This window comes from Paenibacillus amylolyticus (assembly GCF_047302515.1).
In the GTDB taxonomy this organism is placed as follows: Bacteria; Bacillota; Bacilli; order Paenibacillales; family Paenibacillaceae; genus Paenibacillus; species Paenibacillus amylolyticus_G.
In genome coordinates, this window is record NZ_CP168019.1 from 3,049,358 (window position 1) to 3,066,628 (window position 17,271).

Here is a 17,271-nt window from a genome sequence, read left to right on the forward strand (position 1 = left end):
TGTATCAATTGATAGATCATTTGGTATAGATATTAATCAGGGCGTTGTATTTTTTCTTTTCCAACAATGTATACTCGTCTAGGTTTCGTATTCGCGTCCGAAGTGGAATGAGCAGTCACTTCGAGCACAAGATAATGATCCTCGTCCTCAAATGTAACGGTATGCTGTTCTTGTGTCTCCCCTTCTATTGAAACCATATCTTCTCCTGAAGGGTCTGTTGCGCGGTACCACTGATAAGAAGGAGTATTGATATAATCAACATGATCATCATCAACATCCATTAAATAATAATCTGTGGCAATTGCGTTCTCCATGTAATTCTTCAATTGACCATTCAGCACATACGGCGCATCGTCCACTTGTTGGAAGGTCAACACATAGTCATTGTTTTTCGCGCCAAGTGTTTTGTTGGCATATCCGTTTAACAACGCATTCATATCCCCCAAAGTGGGCTCCGCATTACGATCCACGTCCATTCGGTTCATCTCTACATAAGAAAAACCGCGGCGACTTACCATGTTACGAAGATATTCCAAAAGGTCTGCTGCATCCAGAGAATTCACTTTTCCGTCTGCATTTACATCCCCTTTTTTACTAATGTAAAGTTCAAAGTTATCCGTAACCGTTTCCGGTACATCAGATACAGTATAATTAGCTTTCAATTCAATATTGATCTTGCCACTTCTATAAGGAACAACAACTAATTTATTTCCACCTTCTATATATACGCTTGCTACACTATAATCACCTGAAGTGGCGCTGATGATATTAAACTCATTCGAATTAAAATGGGTACTTAAATCAATCGTAACTGTTCTGTTCGTTACCTCGATGGGTACACCGGACACAAAAGAAGGATCGTTTTGTTCCGATGAATAATTTAACCAATGGATGCCATCATTGAGCACAGGTCGCGAAATCTTGATCTCTGGACCAATTTCTCCCGCATTAGCTTGAGGAAGCGTTCCACCTATAGGCAATGCAATGCCCAGCCCGAGCGCGGTCAACATGCTTTTTTTCAATATCGGCTTAAGCCGTTTTTTGTTTTGTTTCCCCTTCAATTCATGTTCCTCCTCGTATACATTTCAAATTTGAACAACTACATGCTCAGTATAACGAGTCATTCTGAACCGATTCTGAACAGGACCATGGAACTATTCCCAGTTGTAATTCGACAAAAAACGCTATGGAGTAAACCTCCATAGCGTTTTGAACACAAATCTTTTTCCAGTTCGGATCAAATTCACCTAAAATTAAATTCCCTCAACAATCCGTTTGGCTCTAACCTTCACCTCACGGTAAAGTTCTTCCTCATCGATTGTGAGCAGCTTTCTGCCTCTCATGAGGATCTGACCATTCACAATCGTGGTGTCCACGTCCGCCCCATTTACGCTGTAAGCCAGTAACGATTCTACCTCATGTACCGGTTGAAGATGTGGTTTCGCCAGATCGATCAGGATCAGATCAGCTTTGTACCCCACCTCAAGGATACCCACTTCATCCTGTAGACCAAGCAGACTAGCACTTCCGCGTGTAGCCATGCTTAGTACGTCCTTGGCTGGCAAGCGAGTGGGATCGCCATAGTCCAGCTTTTGCAGCCAGGTCGCGGCTTTGATCTCCTCGAACATATCCACGGTTGTGGCACTTCCCGCTCCATCCGTTCCGATTCCCACGTTAATTCCCTGAGCCAACATCTCGGTAATTGGAGCAATTCCACACCCCAGCTTCAGATTGCTGACTGGATTGTGTGCTACACCGCCGCGCATGCCCTTCAATCTGCCGATGTCCCTGCGATTGAGGTGCACACCATGTGCAAGCAACACATGTGCCTGTTCGAACATTCCCGCCTCTTCCAGATACTCTGTCGGTGTCATGCCATAGCGCTCACGAATCTTCACAACTTCTCCCTTCGTCTCAGCCAGATGAATATGTAGCGGGATATCCTCTGTGACAGCCATGGCAATGACTTCACGAAGCGGCTCCATAGGACAAGTGTAGGGTGAGTGGGGCCCATACATGGTTGTTATCCGTCCCTCGGCCGCTCCAGACCAGCGTTGCACAAGATCGATCGCCTCCTGCAACCTGCGTCCCCCATCCTCCTCCATGAATACCATCCCACGTGTAAGTGATGCCCGCATCCCCGTTTGCTTAACCGCTTCTGCAATCTCATTCATATGAATGTACATATCCGCAAACGCAGTGGTACCCGAACGGATCATCTCGGCGATGGATAACTTGGCACCCCAATAGATGTCTTCCGGGTTCATCCGCGCTTCGGCAGGCAACATTTTGCGTTCGAGCCAGTCCATCAGCTTCAGATCATCCGAGAATCCCCGGAGCAGGCTCATTGGTGTATGTTGGTGGGCATTAATCAGTCCTGGCATGGCAACCTTATTGCGACCATCGATAATCTCATCTTGCGGTTGAGGCAGAATGTGATCGGCAATCTGCTTAATACGATCTCCCTCAACACGAATATCCCCCATAAAGGGGGCATCGGCATCTTTCATCGTTAGGATCGTAGCTTGCTGAATCAGTATACTCATTACATTCACGGCTCCTCTGAATTGGTTATGGTTCTTTCCATATCCGAGGGTAAGCCTTCACGTAACGGCAAGGTCAAGTCATTTTAATTTTTGAATCGTCATCTTTCTGAAAGTTTGTATAAAAGGTTTGGGGTCGATTTCGACCATATATGGATATACTCCTGTGCTTGTGTGCAAATAGAAAAATCCACCTTCATCACCCATACGGCGAAATGACATATCAAACACTTCCGTGATGTTGAACTCGCGGTATTTGGTCACGATTTTATCTGAATACAGAATCATGGAGCGGGCATTCATCTCAATCTCTTGGGCGAGACCCGTCACTTCTCTCTGTACTTTGTAATAAGGTAATACAGCAACGCAGTTCATGATCTCCCTCCATTCATGCCATGATTATTGTTCCATCATAGCAGATCGGAGGGTCACAGCAAAAGAACATGAGACTTGGTGATCTTGGTCGTCACCTTTAGTGGCGTATGAAGTGCATCCTGAATGTCCTGCAAAGAGAGACACTGTTCAATATGAAACACACCATGTGGCAACTCTGTTTTATACACACGTTCTGCCACGGCTGCAGCTACCGCTGCTGTTGCATCTGCTTCCTTTGCACCGACCAGTAGTTGTTCGACGCGGATTTGCTCACCATTTTCCCATCCTACGGCATCGACCTTGACTGCATACATCGGCTCTCCCCCAGGAATAAGGCCAAATGCCTTAACCGTTCCACTCCGAATAGATGGGATACGCAGCAACGAAAACAACCCTGCACGTTTGGAGATTGCCATGGATCCTGTGATCCAGCGGGAGTCCAGACAGAGTCTGGTAGACACGGTTGGAATACGTAACGTTCGAGCAACCACATGCTGATCCGAAAAGTTAAATCGATACGCCTTCCGCTGCCCCAGTTTTGCTCCAAAATCAATCCTTTTGCCATCTCCGAAACTTTGTACCTCAGCAGGTTTGCCCTCTTGCATCACTTGGTAGGTGGCATTCATCTGATCAACGGTCCACTCCACGGCAGCTTTTCCGTGCTTCTCTCCAAGTCCCAGCATTACGGTAATGTCTGCTTCCTCCACCTGATCCATATGCATGGTCGCTTCGCGCACAAGCAAATTAGTCACTCCGGGTGATAATCCAACGCTGAGGATCGCGGTCGATTTGGAACGTTGCATTTTGGTGTGCAGTTGTTCCACCTGGGCGAGAAAATCATATTTTGCAGAAATATCAATATAGTCGGTGCCGGCTTGTGCGCAGGCTTCAACAAAACGGGTATCGCTCTGATCCACACACATGATGACCAGTTTCACAGGCCTTAACATGGATGGCTCTACAGGTCGAGTTACATCCAGTTGAAGCGGTAGTACAGCGCCACTTGTAGACCTGCTGAATTCCTCCGCACGGTTCATGCGTGTACCCGCAGCCCATACTTTACCCGGGAACATTTTCCCCAGTTGAGTACATATCATCTGCCCCACTTGACCATAACCGCCAACCACCCAGATCTGATCTTTAATAGGCTTCACGCTAGTTTCGAATTGCATAATACCCCTCCACCCAGAACGCCCCGAAGTAACGTGTAATATGTGAGAAACCGCATTCGGTCAGTAGCTGAGTCATCTCTTCAGAGGATATTGGATCGGATTCACGGCCCAGGGAAGCAGCAAAACGCTCCCACTCTTCAGGAAGGACGCCCACACTCAACATGTGATCTTTCCAAGCTTGCATCATAGTTGGATGTGCAGGTGAACAAAGATCGGCATTTACAGCCGCAATGATCAGTGGTGCACCCGGTTTAAGTCTCGCTGCGAGGCTGGTCAGAAACGTTCTCTTGGCCTCCATCCCCTGAAGGAAATGTAACATGAGCATGCTTGTCGCCCCATCATATACAATATCCTCCGGCAATTCTTCAACCGTGACAGGTTGCAGTTTCACTCTGGAACCGATGCCTGCTTCCGTGACTCGTTTCTCAGCAAGTTGCAACATGGGCTGTGATGGATCTACTCCAGTCAATGTCCAACCGGCATGACGTGATCCGAGCAGAGCAATCTCTTTTCCCCCTCCCGCACCGGCAACAAGGATATGAATATCGTTGTTATTCGCAAAAGATGCTGAAAGCAGCCGTTCCATTAGATCATGCATATGAGAATAACCCGGAATTTTCAGGGCTATCGATTGTTCGTAACGATGAACTTCTGCTGTTTCCCAGCTCATCGGTGATAGATTGTGATTCATGGACACCGCACTCCTCTTGAATTGAAGTTAGACTTGACTCGTTGTTCGTCTAATTTCATTATAGAAGGATACGGCGAGCCTACAATCCCAGAACATTGGGATATGCGCACAGAGAGAGGAGTAATCTTGTTGACATCACGTATTGATCGGAACCACAGACTTATCACTTCTCTTGAAAAAGGAACCTGGACCTCACGCACCTATCGGGAAGCTGTTCTCAAGCAGATCCATACAGTTGTACATTACGACGCATACTGTTTTACCACCGTTGATCCTCTGACTCTTCTCTCCACAGGAGCCGTGACAGAAGATGGCATTGAGGCCATTCATGATCGGTTATTCATCAATGAATACATGGAAGAAGATATACATAAATACGCTGAATTAATTCGCAGCGGTGAGCACACAGCTACACTTCATACGTCCAACTTACAGCTTGAACAAAGCCCTCGATATATCAACATTCTTCAGCCAGCGGGGTTCGGTGATGAACTACGTGCTGTATTGGTCAGTGGAGACGCTTGCTGGGGATATCTGACCCTATATCGTAAGACAGAAAGTGCTGTCTTTACAGAAGAGGAGCGGATGATGATTCAGTCCTGGACCGCTTCTATTGCATCGATGCTGCGGTCCACCAGCTTGACACTGATCGATGAGATCACGAGTGAAAGTCCCGAGGAACCCGGAATTTTGATCACCTCAGACACGTTCCAGCTCTTATCCCTGAACGCCTCCGCTCAATATTGGCTGTCCCAATTGCGCATGCTGGAACATGTAGGGCCTGATGTTCTGCCCCGTCCGGTACGTGCAGTGAGTTCCCACTTGCAGCGCAAGAATCGTGCAGAACTGGTCGTGGGTACTCAGATTGCAACCGACTTACCCTCCAAAGTTTGCATCCAACTTCCGGATGGGCGTTACCTCATACTTCATGCCAGTCTCATGCAACAGCTTACGGGACCGGATCAGATTGCTATCCGTTTGGAGCAGGCGATGCCACAGGATTTGCTGCCCTTGCTCGCTGAGAGCCATGGATTATCCAGTCGTGAGCGGGAACTGCTCGGATATGTGCTCCGCAGTTATTCGTCCAAGGAAATTGCTGCTGCGATGCATATTTCTGTCTACACCGTTCAGGATCATTTAAAATCCATTTTCGCCAAAACCAAGGTATCCTCACGTCGCGAGCTCATCTGGTATTTCGTTTCCCGTTTCCAGCTATCGGATGAGCCTGCCATATAAATCCTGATGTAATTCCCCCAGTAATCCACTTAACTATCCAATAATGAGAAAAAATCAAAAGATGCCAATACGATATCCTCGTAATGGCATCTTTTTCTATATGCTATTGATTAAGAAGCATAGCGGTAGCAGGCTAGCTTCGATCGTTGAACTTTTGATATCGTGCATTCTGCTTTAAAATGCAGCGCACAGTACTACCAAGCCGTTTTTCACAAAAAATTCAGACTGTATCATTGATTGTGTTATTTGGCTTTTGCTAGTAAATAAAGAAAATATGGAACACTAATGACTGTAATGACGATTCCTGTCGGCACATCTCCTACGAGGCTAACCGTGCGCGTAATCGTGTCAGCCAACACCACGACTAGTCCCCCAGCCAAGCTGGCAGCCGGAATGAGCAATTTGTGATCGGGACCGACCAGTTTTCTGGCCATATGCGGAGCGATCAAGCCAACGAAAAAGAAGCTACCTCCCACGGCTACACTTCCAGAGGATAAAGCAACAGCAGCGATTGACAACCCTAAGAACTGCCGATTTACGGAAACACCAAGCCCCTGTGCTGTCTGATTGCCCAAATGGAGGGCATTCAGTATGCGAGCCTTGTAAAAAATATAGCCGAGTAAGATCAAGACCCATGGTGTCAGTATGGAAATATAACCCCAATCATCGCCCCATAGGCTCCCCGCCAGCCAATACAGCATGAAGTTCATCTGCGAATCATCCAGCTTGAGTGTCAAGAAGGTCGTCAGCGCCCCGTACCCGCTTCCTAACGCGACCCCGGTCAAGATCAAACCGATTGGCGAGATGTCTCGTCCGCGGCGATACGATAATAAGAAGATCAAACCCGCTGCCAATAGTCCGCCTACAAAAGCCAACAGAGGCAGAGCAATAAAGGAACTCTTGCCTGTGGATGCAATGAATACAACAAAGAACAGGACAAACAAACCCGATCCCGAACTAATTCCCAGTGTTCCCGGACTAGCCATGTCATTACGCAGCAAACTCTGCATCACGACCCCCGCCGCTCCCATTCCCAGACCTACCAAAATCGAAAGTACAATTCGTGGCAAACGAAAATCAAACACAATCAGATTTTGCTTATCGGTACCGTTTCCTATGAGAACGTTCAGCACTTCTAGCGGTGAAAGATTCATTTTGCCAGAATTCATGCTAATGATCGCAAACACAAGGATGAGCACCATAAGCACTACATTGATGATAATGCCTCGTTTCATCGTATAACGCCGCTTGATCATTCATATTCCCTCCTTTGTCTTCGAGCCAAGAAGAGAAAATACGGCACACCAATGATAGAAAATATAATGGCAATCGGCGTTTCGAACGGTTTATTGATCAAACGTCCAGCCAAATCGGCCGATACGGTCAGCAACGCACCATATAAAGCCGCTGCCGGAATAATGTATCGATAGTCGACACCTACCATATATCGCACAATATGCGGGGTAATCAGACCCACAAAACCAACCGGGCCAACCACAACAACAGCCAATCCAGTCAGCACAAGTACAATAATTGTCGACAAAATCTTGACCAGTCCGCTACGAATGCCGAGTCCACTTGCCACATCATCTCCCAAACTGAGCAATGTAACGGAAGGGGACAGCGCCAGTGCCAGCAGTATACCAGCAACAAAGAGCGGTGAGATAATCAGCAATTCTCCCCATTTGACCCCCGCTGTGCTACCAGCTGTCCAGAATGTTAATGCTCGGCCCAGGTTATAATTGATCGCCAAGTACTGACTGAGTGCGCCAAACAACATTGAAATAGACAGACCTGCCAGTACAAGCCGCTGAGGCGTCATTCCGCAATTGCCCAGTGACGCGGTAAAGTAAGTCATACCGGTGGCGATCGCTGCTCCCAGACAAGCGAACAACATCATCTGCCAATACGAATAACCCGGCAGAAAGGCCAGGCATAGTGCAATTGCAAATGCTGCGCCAGAGCTAATCCCCATCAGCCCGGAGTCGGCCAGCGGATTACGCGTTGTCCCCTGCATGATAGCGCCACATACCGCAAGGCTGCACCCAACGATCAGATCAGCTACGGTACGCGGGAGACGCATGGTTTGAATAATTTGATGTTCAGTGAGCATTGGATCAAATCGGAAAATAGCCTCCCATACCGTTGCTAACCTCATATCAGCAGCACCAAACATAATGGATGCCGCCGACATGAGAACCGTTAATCCAAGCCCTATTACCATGTACATGGTGAAGTTCATCGCCCCACGGCGTTTTTGTTCAGGCTTGCTTTTCATCTCGTTTCCCTTTCATCACCTATTTACAATCCAAACGAATATGGATATTAACATCCATAAATTCGACTGGTCATGTTTGAAAATTTGGCGTTCTCAATTAAAATTTCGTTCTAACTCTTATTTAGCTAATGCCAGCAATTGACTAACAATATAATCAATCAATGCACTGGAAGTCATTACGTCGGTGGACCAAGATAGCGAAGAATCTACCTTTACGATCCGATCATGTTGCACAGCAGGTATGGCATTCCACACTGCATTATCAGAAGCAACGTTTCCATCTCCTAAGAAGATCATATAATCCCCAGAGTAAGCGGGTAATACTTCCATGGAGACATCGCCCCAATATTTATCTGCATCGATAATATCCGTTTGGACTTTTGAAGGTGCCTGCAATTGAAGTTCATCGTAAACAAGCTCGCCAACGGCATGCTTGGCTCCAGCTATGTAGTTACTTTTATCACTGAATTCTCCAACCGTAATGGTTACATCGGATAGGCCCGCATTCTGAAAAGCTAGCTTTGCTTCTTCAATTTTTCCGGTATAAGCATTCAAAACATCCTTAGCCTCTTCCTGTTTGTTCAAAACATCGCTAATAAATTGTATCCGCTCTTCTGTAGTCATATCACCATAGGGAACATAAATGGTCGGGGCAATTTTGGATAAATCATCATACGACTCATCACTCCATGCCAAAATGATAAGATCCGGCTCAAGCGTCATGATATCTTCCGGCTCCATGGCTACTTTTATGGAGTCTGTAATCTGGTTAGCATATACAGGCTCTGTCTCTCCCCGTGCAGCTCTAGCCACACCTAAAGGAGTTACACCTAGGGCTACCACATCACCAACCAAATAATCGACTACAACTCGCTGAGGGTTGTTAGGTACCTCAACATCACCCTTAACTGTGGATATCGTTCTGGTCTGCGAGACTGCTTCTGAAGCTTTTGTCTCCGACCCTTCTTGTTGTGTCGCCTGCTGTGTCTGCGCAGGTGTTGTATTTGCCGTTCCCCCATTATTCGCTGGCGTTCCCGACGTACATGCCGTCAATAACAGCATCATGCTTATCGCCGCCGCCAAAATCATTTCTTTACTTCTTAATGTTCCAAACATCATTGATTCCCCATCTCTATAAGACTTGACTAGGCTCACTAGTTCCCTCTCATCGTAAGGGAGATGAGAATCATTATCAATACCATCAACCTGCATGGATAGTGCGTTTATTTTCCGATAATCACTTGGTGTCATCTTGTAATGCTTCTTAAACATTCGGAACAGATTTTTCTCATCTGTGAAACCAGCTCCAGTTGCGATTTCTTTAACCGTCGCCTCTGTATGTTTCAAGTCATGACAGGCAGCTTCAATCCTTCTCTGAATGAGATACTCCTGTAAGTTCATCCCTTCCCTTTTTTTGAACAACCGCGTCAATTGTCCACCACTGATCCCAAACATATCGGCAATTTGCTGAAACATGATCGGCTCCCTGTAATGTTTATCGAGATATACCTTGGCAGAACAGGCTGGATCTGGCTGGAGATACCGAATCTCACCACCCTCCAAATCCCTGTACACCTCATGAATCAATTGATATAGAAAACTTTTGGCCTGTAGCTGATCCATCTCCTTGCCACGTTTCCAGCCATTCATCATCCGTTGGAACCAATCGCGTAGCAAGATGGGATTACTTGGCGTATAACCAAACTGTTGAACAAATGGATTTACTTGCTCCAGTAATTGTTGCAGATGTTTCTTGAAAAAGAGAGGTGATTCTGCTCTATAAAACACCATAAAGGTCTTCACCGTCTCCTCTTTAGGCGTAATACTGAGCAGGCTCCCCTTCCCGCCGTGAACTAAACCGAAGCGTTCCATTGCAAATGTGGTTTCATTCAGTTGGATTTGCGCTTCTCCCCCATATGCATAGATAAACATGCTACTAGGCATTTTATATTGCTCCAACGGGTATTGTGACTCTATATTCTGAAAGCGTACATCTATTAATGTAATGATCGAACGTGTCCAGATACTGGCCATCATATCAATCATCTCCGGTGTAAATCCCTGTCTTGCTTCTTCCTCTTGCATCTACCCGCACTCCTCGTTTCACTTTTTCCAATGTATACATCACTCAATAATTGATATTGATTATCAATATCATATTTGATCAGGTAAGTATATATCATTAAGTGATATTGGGGAACAGGCAGTGGACGTTATGCTTCTTATCCCCTTTCGTAAAAAACTAAAAAGGAACACCTGAGAGTACAAAAAAGAAGCCCGATCCATATGGATCAGGCTTCTTCATTATGTTTTTTGTATTCAACAAGTTTACGTAGTCACCATGTTTCTCTTATCACCTGTGACCAAATTTATTAAGACTTTGCAGGTTTCCGAGAAGGTTTGGCGGAGCTGGATTTTTTATTCTTTTTATTACTTACTTCCACAACCACAGGCTCCTGTGGATGTTCCACCGGGTACATTTTACGGAACAATAATGTCTGTAGTACCAGGAACGAACCCCCAACGGTCCAGTAGAGCGGCATCGCTGCCGGAGCTGTAAGAGAAAAGAATGCCATCATTAATGGGGAGAGATAACCCATAATGGCGAACTGTTTTCGCTGCTCAGGCGCCATATTGGCTTGTGATACCTTGGCTTGAATCAGATATATGACCGCGACCACCACAGCGAGAACATAGTCCGGCGCTCCCAGTTTGAACCATAGGAACGAGTGGGAGGACAACTCCGGTGTAAGTCGAATGGCTGTGTAAATACCTGAAAGTATAGGCAACTGAATGAGCATCGGCAAGCAACCAATGTTCAACGGATTGAACTTATGTTTCTTGTATAGCTCCATCGTTTCCTGAGACAACTTTTGCTTATCAGCAGGGTCATTTTTGCCTTCATATTTTTTCTTGAGCGCATCCATCTCGGGTTTCATGGCGTTCATGATGACTCGTGTTCCCTGCTGGGACTTGGCTTGACGCATCATCAAGGGTAACAGAGCTAAACGAATGACCAGCGTAATCACGATAATCGCGACCCCGTAGCTTCCACTAAATATGGTGGCAATGTGCTGAATCAGGTACGACAGTGGAAATACAATGTAATGATTAAAAAATCCCGGTGTCGATGAAGTAATCTCCGACACGTTGTTGCTGCATCCGGCAAGCAGCATGACTGCAAACAAAATGACAATCAGGCCATAGATCCGTCCCTTGCCCGAAGTAAAAGTGAATCCCTTGTTGGTCTTATGTTCCATATATATCCTCCTCGTTGATTTGTTGACCAATCGTTCAACGAGGAATGACAATCTGGTTCATCTTCATCGGGCGCTTCTCTTCGTCTAATCATGCGACTCCAGTCTTCCTGTCTATGCTGTCTGTCCAAACACAGGGCGGGAAGTACAGGTTCAAGTCCACCACCAGCGCCACCTTCCATCCAGTACTCTGTCATGCCACAATGAAGATGGGCAATATAGGCATAACTGACGGTGAAGATGAGTCCAATCGAGAATAAATATGGTAATAACTCCTGCAGTTCAAACAAGGGATTCACCCCCTTTATAGGTTAGTTTTTATATTATAACACTTACATATTGTTTTTGCATAAATCCGTACGTGAAAACAACTACTATTCAGCTATTCCGTTCTCAATTTGGACAACTCTTGCTCAGCTCGGTGTCTTGCCACGTTATAAGAAGGCCATGAACGATCTGATGAATCCACGTCCAGGTAGGCTTGACGTTCCAGCATTTCCCTCTTGAGATCCGGATACTCCTCCAGAGCAAACTCACGAAGTAACGGAACTGCATCTGCTGACAGACTCGCCAGATAGGTTGCATCAATATGGCCAGTCTGATGATAACGTTCAATATTCAGCTCGGCAATCCGTTTATCCATGCCCACATAGTTGACTGCAACATAAGCTGTGAGCGCCAGCACAATATACCAGCGAATCAGCGGTATTGATGTGTACCGTATACGAAGGCCAGCAATCAGCAACAGGAGTGCGAGGAAGATCATGAATGCGTGTACCAGAAAGCGGATGTACGTATATCCATATGCCTGCTCATAAAGATTTAGGCGCATAAACGCGGAATACAACATAATTGCTGAACAACTGACCAGAATCAGGAGAAGTACCTGATGCACGATGGAACCCGTTTTGCCACTCGAACGGGTATACTGCAAAGCAACAATAAGAATAAAGAAGTTAATACCTGTGACGAGAATTAACTCTGCGAATCCACTTCTCGCATAGTCTGCGTAAGACAGATCTACCGGAAGATGCCCCTCTCCTGCACCAAACAGATACGAAAACTGTACAAGTACAAACAAAACGTACACACAGTTAATGACAATCAGCATCGTCCCCACAATGATGGGGTCCAATCTGAATGGTTCCCGCTGAATCGGAGTGCGTTCGGGCTCGGGTGTAATCTTATTTGTAGCCTTACCTTCAATGGCCGGGTCCACAGGAGAGAATATATAGGTGTTATCACGCTTATCAACCGTGGATACTGCTCCATTTTTCCAATGTGCGTTCGCTCTCTTCTCTGCCTCATATTGCATTGGCTGTACAAATCCCCATACATAACCGAACAGCAATACACCTGCGATGACAATCCAGATGATTCTCGGTATCCCTGGAGTAAAAGCCAGCTGATTCAGCCACTCCGGAAAACCGGCTAAATACTGATCAAAGACCCCGTCAGCGGAGGACAGTAATGCAACGACTACAATGAGGATAGGCAAGGACGCCACAAGACCAATGAGTACTTTGAAAACAACTGTTTTCTGGGATTTGCCGATGCCACGCCCGCCTGCTCTCACAGCAATAGCAGCAACAGTCCCCCAATGACGTATGGCTTGAGGCAGCATGTGGTCAATAGCCGTACCAATCAAACCAATCTCCCACCACTGCTTCTGTTTTCTGCCCATCAGATACGTCATATGTAAGATAACTACACCAGGTATGACCAGAAAATTAAGAACATACAGCAGTTCATTGTCGTATAACAGGAACGTTAGCGACAACAATAGCACTACAGCCGCTACAAAAGCATCAATGAACTTGAAAGACCTCATGCGGTCCCGTGCAAACAGATACATGAACACATAAAAGAGAATTACAAAGATAGGATACGATACGCCAATCTCATTACCATAGAATAAATACTGGTGAATAATCGCCAGCATCCATGCGGACAGTAGCGTGATTAGAGCGCGTTGCGGTGAAGCCATTATTTTATCAATCATGGGAAAAACCTCCATTAACCTTTCTATGCTATATTCTAGATGATAAAATAGGAATATAAATAGAAATTATAATCGACAAAACTTCTTATTTTAGAGGAATACGTCAGAGTTCACCTCCTGGAGGGAATCAACACTTGAAATTACATCAGCAATATCTGCTGTTGCATCGTCATTACGGCCACCATACAGAACATGAACTTACACTCGCCGATCTCGCTGAGTTGCTAAATTGTACACACCGCAATACGTTAACGATTGTCAAAAAGATGGTTGCCCATGATTGGATTCGTTGGGTTTCCCAGCGTGGCCGAGGTCGGCGTTCTTCACTGACTTTGCTTGTTCCGGCTGATCAAATCGCCGCAGAATATATGATGCAGGCCATGAATCGCCGAGAGTTACAGGAAGCTGCCGAGCAGGTAAGCGCATTCTCTAGTTCAACAATCATGCAGGATCATCTAAACCAGTGGTTGCTTGGGTATTCAGGACATCATACAGAAGCCGGCACCAATAATGAGCAGATTGATACGCTTCGGTTGCCCCTCCGCCAACAGCTTCATGCGCTTGATCCGTTGTACATTAATCTATTAGCTGAATCCTTTGTTACCAGCCATGTCTTTGACGGGTTGGTTCAGCGGGGTGAACAGGGAGAGATCCTCCCATGTCTCGCTCATACCTGGGATGTCAGTGCAGACCGAAAGACCTGGATCTTTTATTTGCGAAAAGGTATTACATTTCACGATGGTCAGTTGTTGACGGCCCATGATATAGTGCATACGTTTGAACGACTGCAATCTACAGATCGCCGGACACTGTACCGTGATGTAAGTAAACAGATTCTATCTATTGAAGCGGTCGATTCCTTAACCGTGTGTTTCCAGCTTAAAAATCCTCATGAATTGTTTTTGTCCTTCCTGACAACAAGTCGTGCGGCGATTGTACCCTCACCAGGAACAAACGAACATAAGATGAAGCATTCGAGTGATGTGCATGGGATGCAAAAACCTGTTGGGACGGGACCTTTCAAGGTCACCGCCTGGGATGATCACTTGTGCAGACTTGAAGCCTTTTCATCATATTTTCAAGGTAGAGCACATATGGACCGGGTAGATATCCTGCAAATTCCGTGGAGTGCCTCGGCAAAAATGGACGATAGCCAAGATATCGAAACTCCGTTCTTTCATCTTGTTCATAATCCGTCTTCGTCTGCGGGTGCAGACTGGACACAGATTAGTGCAGGTGTAATGGTTCATAAATTACTCACGTGTAATACACAAAAAAACGGACCGTTAAACGATCCGGAAGTAAGAGCACACCTTCAGTCATGCCTTGCTGGAATGTATAGAGATGACGGACATGCAGATGACTCTGAAGTCGTGGAGACTAATTTTAGTGCGGTGAATACCAAGAAAGTCCAGGTCCACTCGGAGGGATTTAGCGATATATCGATAAGTTCCGTATCCTCCAGTCCCATCTCCTTGCACATTGCAACCATTCCACAATATCGCAGGGATGCCCAACATCTGGCGTCCATACTGGAGCAGTGCGGTTTCTCCTGTACCGTCCGTACTGCTACGATGGAGCAGTTCAAAGGAAACCTGCGGCTGGAATCTGATCTGATTCTCTTCTCTCTCATTCGGGACAGGGACGAAGAACTGCGAAGGTATGATCTCTACTCTACGTTATCTGAGCATCTGGAAGATTCTGCTCGTATAACGATCCATGAGATCTTGCAAACCATCGTCGCCTCTCCCATCGCTGCGGATCGAACTTGTGAATTAGACCGCATTGAGCAATTTTTGGTTGGTCAGAATTTACTGTTCCATTTATCCGAAAAACCGGTAGAAACCGCTTATCTGCCTTCGGTACGTGGTCTATCTTTCAACAGCCAGGGCTGGGTAAACCTGCGTCATATCTGGTTTCCGTGAATGCTCGTTAAACGAGCATAATAATACTTTCATTTCAAGATGCGGTAATGATTTTGGATGCCTATGAATTGGTCAGTAGGTCGGCGTCCACCTTCTGCCGTATTTTTTCATTTTTCTTCGAAATAGTATCCTTGCGGCGGTATACCCCAAGAAGTAATCCAATCATGGCATATTCAAAGATCAGATGAGTGCCATATCCAATGAAAGGAAAAGCAATGCTGATGATTGGAACCTTACCAGTAATTACTACAAGAGAATAAATCATCTGCAAAGACAATATCGTAGTGACACTCAAGATGATCATGCGACCATAATCATCCCGAATACGAGGGAGTATTTTCACCATACTACTTACAAACCAGAAAATACCTATCAACAAGAGTATGCCTGCAGACCAACCAAACACATCAATAAGCATTACACCGGGAAAATCGAAATAATTACTTTTGATCAGGTCAAACCGTGTATCTAGTCCATTGCCCCACCATCCGGCTGTTCGCACGATATCCATAATCGAATTATACACAAAACCATTTCCATTGGGGTCATCCTGAAGGTTGAACACGACAGAGAATCTATCCAAACGTCTGTATTCATCCATGAAAAGCAACAATATTAGTGACAGACTTCCAGTAGTTATGGCAGCGATGATCATATAAAGCCATTTTCGTGTAATCCAGCCAAATAGAATGACCGATACAATACCAAACAATAACATACGAACCCAATCTGATATTTGAAACAAGAGCACTGCCGGTAATGCCACCATTGCAATGTAACTTAGTACTGACTGTATACTACAACTTGTTCGAAGTTTATCCAGCATAATTGCACCTATGGCGAGAGGCAATATCCACATTGAAACCGTGGTTACATCAAGTACAAAGCCGAATGGTAATGACAAGTACCTGTCTATACCATTGTAGGCTGAAGATAGCATCGGATTGATCCACAACAGGGCATTGAACAAAATATAAATCCACCAGGCAGCTTTTTTCCATTTGCGGTAATCAAAGAAAATAAAGAAAGACATCATCATCAATCCAACAACGGTGTTTTTCACATGATAGCTGTATAAATATTGATATCTTGCTTGTGTCGTATTAGTCGTAAAAATCCACATCAGTATCAGACTGATTGTAGCCAAGACAATAATTCCAGACACTATGCCCCAATGCATACGATGGCGATGCAACCGGTGCATACTCTTGCCTACGACAGCGGGATCACCCATCTGTTCAATGGCATATGCAATTGCTTCTTCCTCTGTATAACCTTCTTGTTTTTTATACAACTTGATTTCTTCCATGTGGTTTCCTAATTCATCACGCAAGTCGTTATGTACTTCGCGAGCTTTAACCTGAACACACATGTGATCAAGATAATGCTGAATTCGCTCATGTCGATTCGTCATGTCAGGCCTCCTTCCCCAAGCACCCGATCCACAGCTCTACGGAACAAATTCCACTCTGCTTTTTTACTTTGTAAGGCCTCCATGCCCTTGTCAAGAATCGAATAATATTTCCGTTTACGGCCTTCAACCTCCATCCAGTACGACTCTACCCAACCTTCAATCTCCATGGCATGCAAAATAGGATATAACGTGCCCTCTTTCAGATTAAACACACCCTCGGATTGACGATGTAGTTCCTTAATTAATTCATAACCATACAACGGTCGTTCCTGAAGCAAGTTCAGAATCAATGTTTCGGTACTGCCTTTAATCATTTGTTTGTTAACCTGCAACGCGCTCACTCCTTCCTTTTCAATTCATTTAGCATGAGTTTTTAGA

The 17,271-nt window shown here is 45.5% G+C and carries 15 protein-coding genes; 2 read left to right on the forward strand and 13 right to left on the reverse strand.

From position 1 onward, the window contains the following. Window positions 1–32 precede the first annotated feature (32 nt). The 5 genes from ACDJ59_RS12870 to ACDJ59_RS12890 all read right to left on the reverse strand — a co-directional run bounded on the left by ACDJ59_RS12870 (window position 33) and on the right by ACDJ59_RS12890 (window position 4,781). Complete coding sequence (locus ACDJ59_RS12870) at window positions 33–1,061, reverse strand: dockerin type I domain-containing protein (RefSeq protein WP_413409281.1); 1,029 nt, start codon at window positions 1,059–1,061, stop codon at window positions 33–35. Window positions 1,062–1,253: 192 nt separating this feature from the next. Beyond that, window positions 1,254–2,546, reverse strand: a complete 1,293-nt coding sequence (locus tag ACDJ59_RS12875) for an amidohydrolase (protein ID WP_413409282.1) — start codon at window positions 2,544–2,546, stop codon at window positions 1,254–1,256. A gap of 78 nt (window positions 2,547–2,624) precedes the next feature. Further along, complete coding sequence (locus ACDJ59_RS12880) at window positions 2,625–2,918, reverse strand: hypothetical protein (RefSeq protein ID WP_074094818.1); 294 nt, start codon at window positions 2,916–2,918, stop codon at window positions 2,625–2,627. Between the two features lie 53 nt (window positions 2,919–2,971). Continuing rightward, window positions 2,972–4,090 (reverse strand): saccharopine dehydrogenase family protein, encoded by a 1,119-nt coding sequence (locus ACDJ59_RS12885; RefSeq protein ID WP_413409284.1) that lies wholly within the window; start codon window positions 4,088–4,090, stop codon window positions 2,972–2,974. Beyond that, complete coding sequence (locus ACDJ59_RS12890; protein ID WP_413409285.1) at window positions 4,074–4,781, reverse strand: class I SAM-dependent methyltransferase; 708 nt, start codon at window positions 4,779–4,781, stop codon at window positions 4,074–4,076. Before ACDJ59_RS12890 ends, ACDJ59_RS12885 begins: the two co-directional genes overlap by 17 nt. 129 nt (window positions 4,782–4,910) lie before the next feature. Between ACDJ59_RS12890 and ACDJ59_RS12895 the strand changes: the two genes are divergently transcribed. Then, window positions 4,911–6,017 carry a helix-turn-helix transcriptional regulator gene (locus tag ACDJ59_RS12895; RefSeq protein WP_413409286.1) on the forward strand — a complete coding sequence of 369 codons (1,107 nt, stop codon included), beginning with the start codon at window positions 4,911–4,913 and terminating at the stop codon, window positions 6,015–6,017. A gap of 242 nt (window positions 6,018–6,259) precedes the next feature. Here ACDJ59_RS12895 and ACDJ59_RS12900 read toward each other — a convergent pair whose 3' ends face one another. From ACDJ59_RS12900 to ACDJ59_RS12925, 6 genes are all read right to left on the reverse strand, one after another. Beyond that, on the reverse strand, window positions 6,260–7,273 hold the full coding sequence (locus ACDJ59_RS12900; protein WP_413409288.1) for a FecCD family ABC transporter permease: 1,014 nt from the start codon (window positions 7,271–7,273) through the stop codon (window positions 6,260–6,262). Continuing rightward, window positions 7,270–8,295: a FecCD family ABC transporter permease gene (locus tag ACDJ59_RS12905; protein WP_413409290.1), complete on the reverse strand. Its 1,026-nt coding sequence runs from the start codon at window positions 8,293–8,295 to the stop codon at window positions 7,270–7,272. Before ACDJ59_RS12905 ends, ACDJ59_RS12900 begins: the two co-directional genes overlap by 4 nt. A gap of 117 nt (window positions 8,296–8,412) precedes the next feature. Beyond that, window positions 8,413–10,380, reverse strand: coding sequence for an AraC family transcriptional regulator (locus tag ACDJ59_RS12910; protein WP_413409291.1), 1,968 nt, complete (start codon window positions 10,378–10,380; stop codon window positions 8,413–8,415). A gap of 287 nt (window positions 10,381–10,667) precedes the next feature. After that, window positions 10,668–11,555: a membrane protein insertase YidC gene (yidC, locus tag ACDJ59_RS12915; RefSeq protein ID WP_413409293.1), complete on the reverse strand. Its 888-nt coding sequence runs from the start codon at window positions 11,553–11,555 to the stop codon at window positions 10,668–10,670. Continuing rightward, complete coding sequence (locus ACDJ59_RS12920) at window positions 11,492–11,842, reverse strand: hypothetical protein (protein ID WP_235193801.1); 351 nt, start codon at window positions 11,840–11,842, stop codon at window positions 11,492–11,494. The genes yidC and ACDJ59_RS12920 overlap by 64 nt, the downstream gene beginning before the upstream one ends. Before the next feature lie 92 nt (window positions 11,843–11,934). Then, on the reverse strand, window positions 11,935–13,554 hold the full coding sequence (locus ACDJ59_RS12925) for a DUF4153 domain-containing protein (RefSeq protein WP_413409295.1): 1,620 nt from the start codon (window positions 13,552–13,554) through the stop codon (window positions 11,935–11,937). A 134-nt stretch (window positions 13,555–13,688) separates the two neighbouring features. On the opposite strand from ACDJ59_RS12925, the gene ACDJ59_RS12930 reads away from it, so the two are divergent. Further along, window positions 13,689–15,479, forward strand: a complete 1,791-nt coding sequence (locus tag ACDJ59_RS12930; RefSeq protein ID WP_413409297.1) for an ABC transporter substrate-binding protein — start codon at window positions 13,689–13,691, stop codon at window positions 15,477–15,479. Between the two features lie 61 nt (window positions 15,480–15,540). On the opposite strand, the gene ACDJ59_RS12935 is transcribed toward ACDJ59_RS12930, so the two are convergent. Then, window positions 15,541–16,893: an FtsW/RodA/SpoVE family cell cycle protein gene (locus ACDJ59_RS12935; protein WP_413409298.1), complete on the reverse strand. Its 1,353-nt coding sequence runs from the start codon at window positions 16,891–16,893 to the stop codon at window positions 15,541–15,543. Then, window positions 16,890–17,225: a PadR family transcriptional regulator gene (locus ACDJ59_RS12940; protein ID WP_413409299.1), complete on the reverse strand. Its 336-nt coding sequence runs from the start codon at window positions 17,223–17,225 to the stop codon at window positions 16,890–16,892. The genes ACDJ59_RS12935 and ACDJ59_RS12940 overlap by 4 nt, the downstream gene beginning before the upstream one ends. Window positions 17,226–17,271: the final 46 nt, after the last annotated feature.

Coding starts and splice junctions, on each gene's coding strand:
- ACDJ59_RS12875 (WP_413409282.1), bottom strand. CDS start 2,546: ATGAGTATACTGATTCAGCAAGCTACGATCCTAACGATGAAAGATGCC.
- ACDJ59_RS12880 (WP_074094818.1), bottom strand. CDS start 2,918: ATGAACTGCGTTGCTGTATTACCTTATTACAAAGTACAGAGAGAAGTG.
- ACDJ59_RS12885 (WP_413409284.1), bottom strand. CDS start 4,090: ATGCAATTCGAAACTAGCGTGAAGCCTATTAAAGATCAGATCTGGGTG.
- ACDJ59_RS12890 (WP_413409285.1), bottom strand. CDS start 4,781: ATGAATCACAATCTATCACCGATGAGCTGGGAAACAGCAGAAGTTCAT.
- ACDJ59_RS12900 (WP_413409288.1), bottom strand. CDS start 7,273: ATGATCAAGCGGCGTTATACGATGAAACGAGGCATTATCATCAATGTA.
- ACDJ59_RS12905 (WP_413409290.1), bottom strand. CDS start 8,295: ATGAAAAGCAAGCCTGAACAAAAACGCCGTGGGGCGATGAACTTCACC.
- ACDJ59_RS12910 (WP_413409291.1), bottom strand. CDS start 10,380: ATGCAAGAGGAAGAAGCAAGACAGGGATTTACACCGGAGATGATTGAT.
- yidC (WP_413409293.1), bottom strand. CDS start 11,555: ATGGAACATAAGACCAACAAGGGATTCACTTTTACTTCGGGCAAGGGA.
- ACDJ59_RS12925 (WP_413409295.1), bottom strand. CDS start 13,554: ATGATTGATAAAATAATGGCTTCACCGCAACGCGCTCTAATCACGCTA.
- ACDJ59_RS12935 (WP_413409298.1), bottom strand. CDS start 16,893: ATGACGAATCGACATGAGCGAATTCAGCATTATCTTGATCACATGTGT.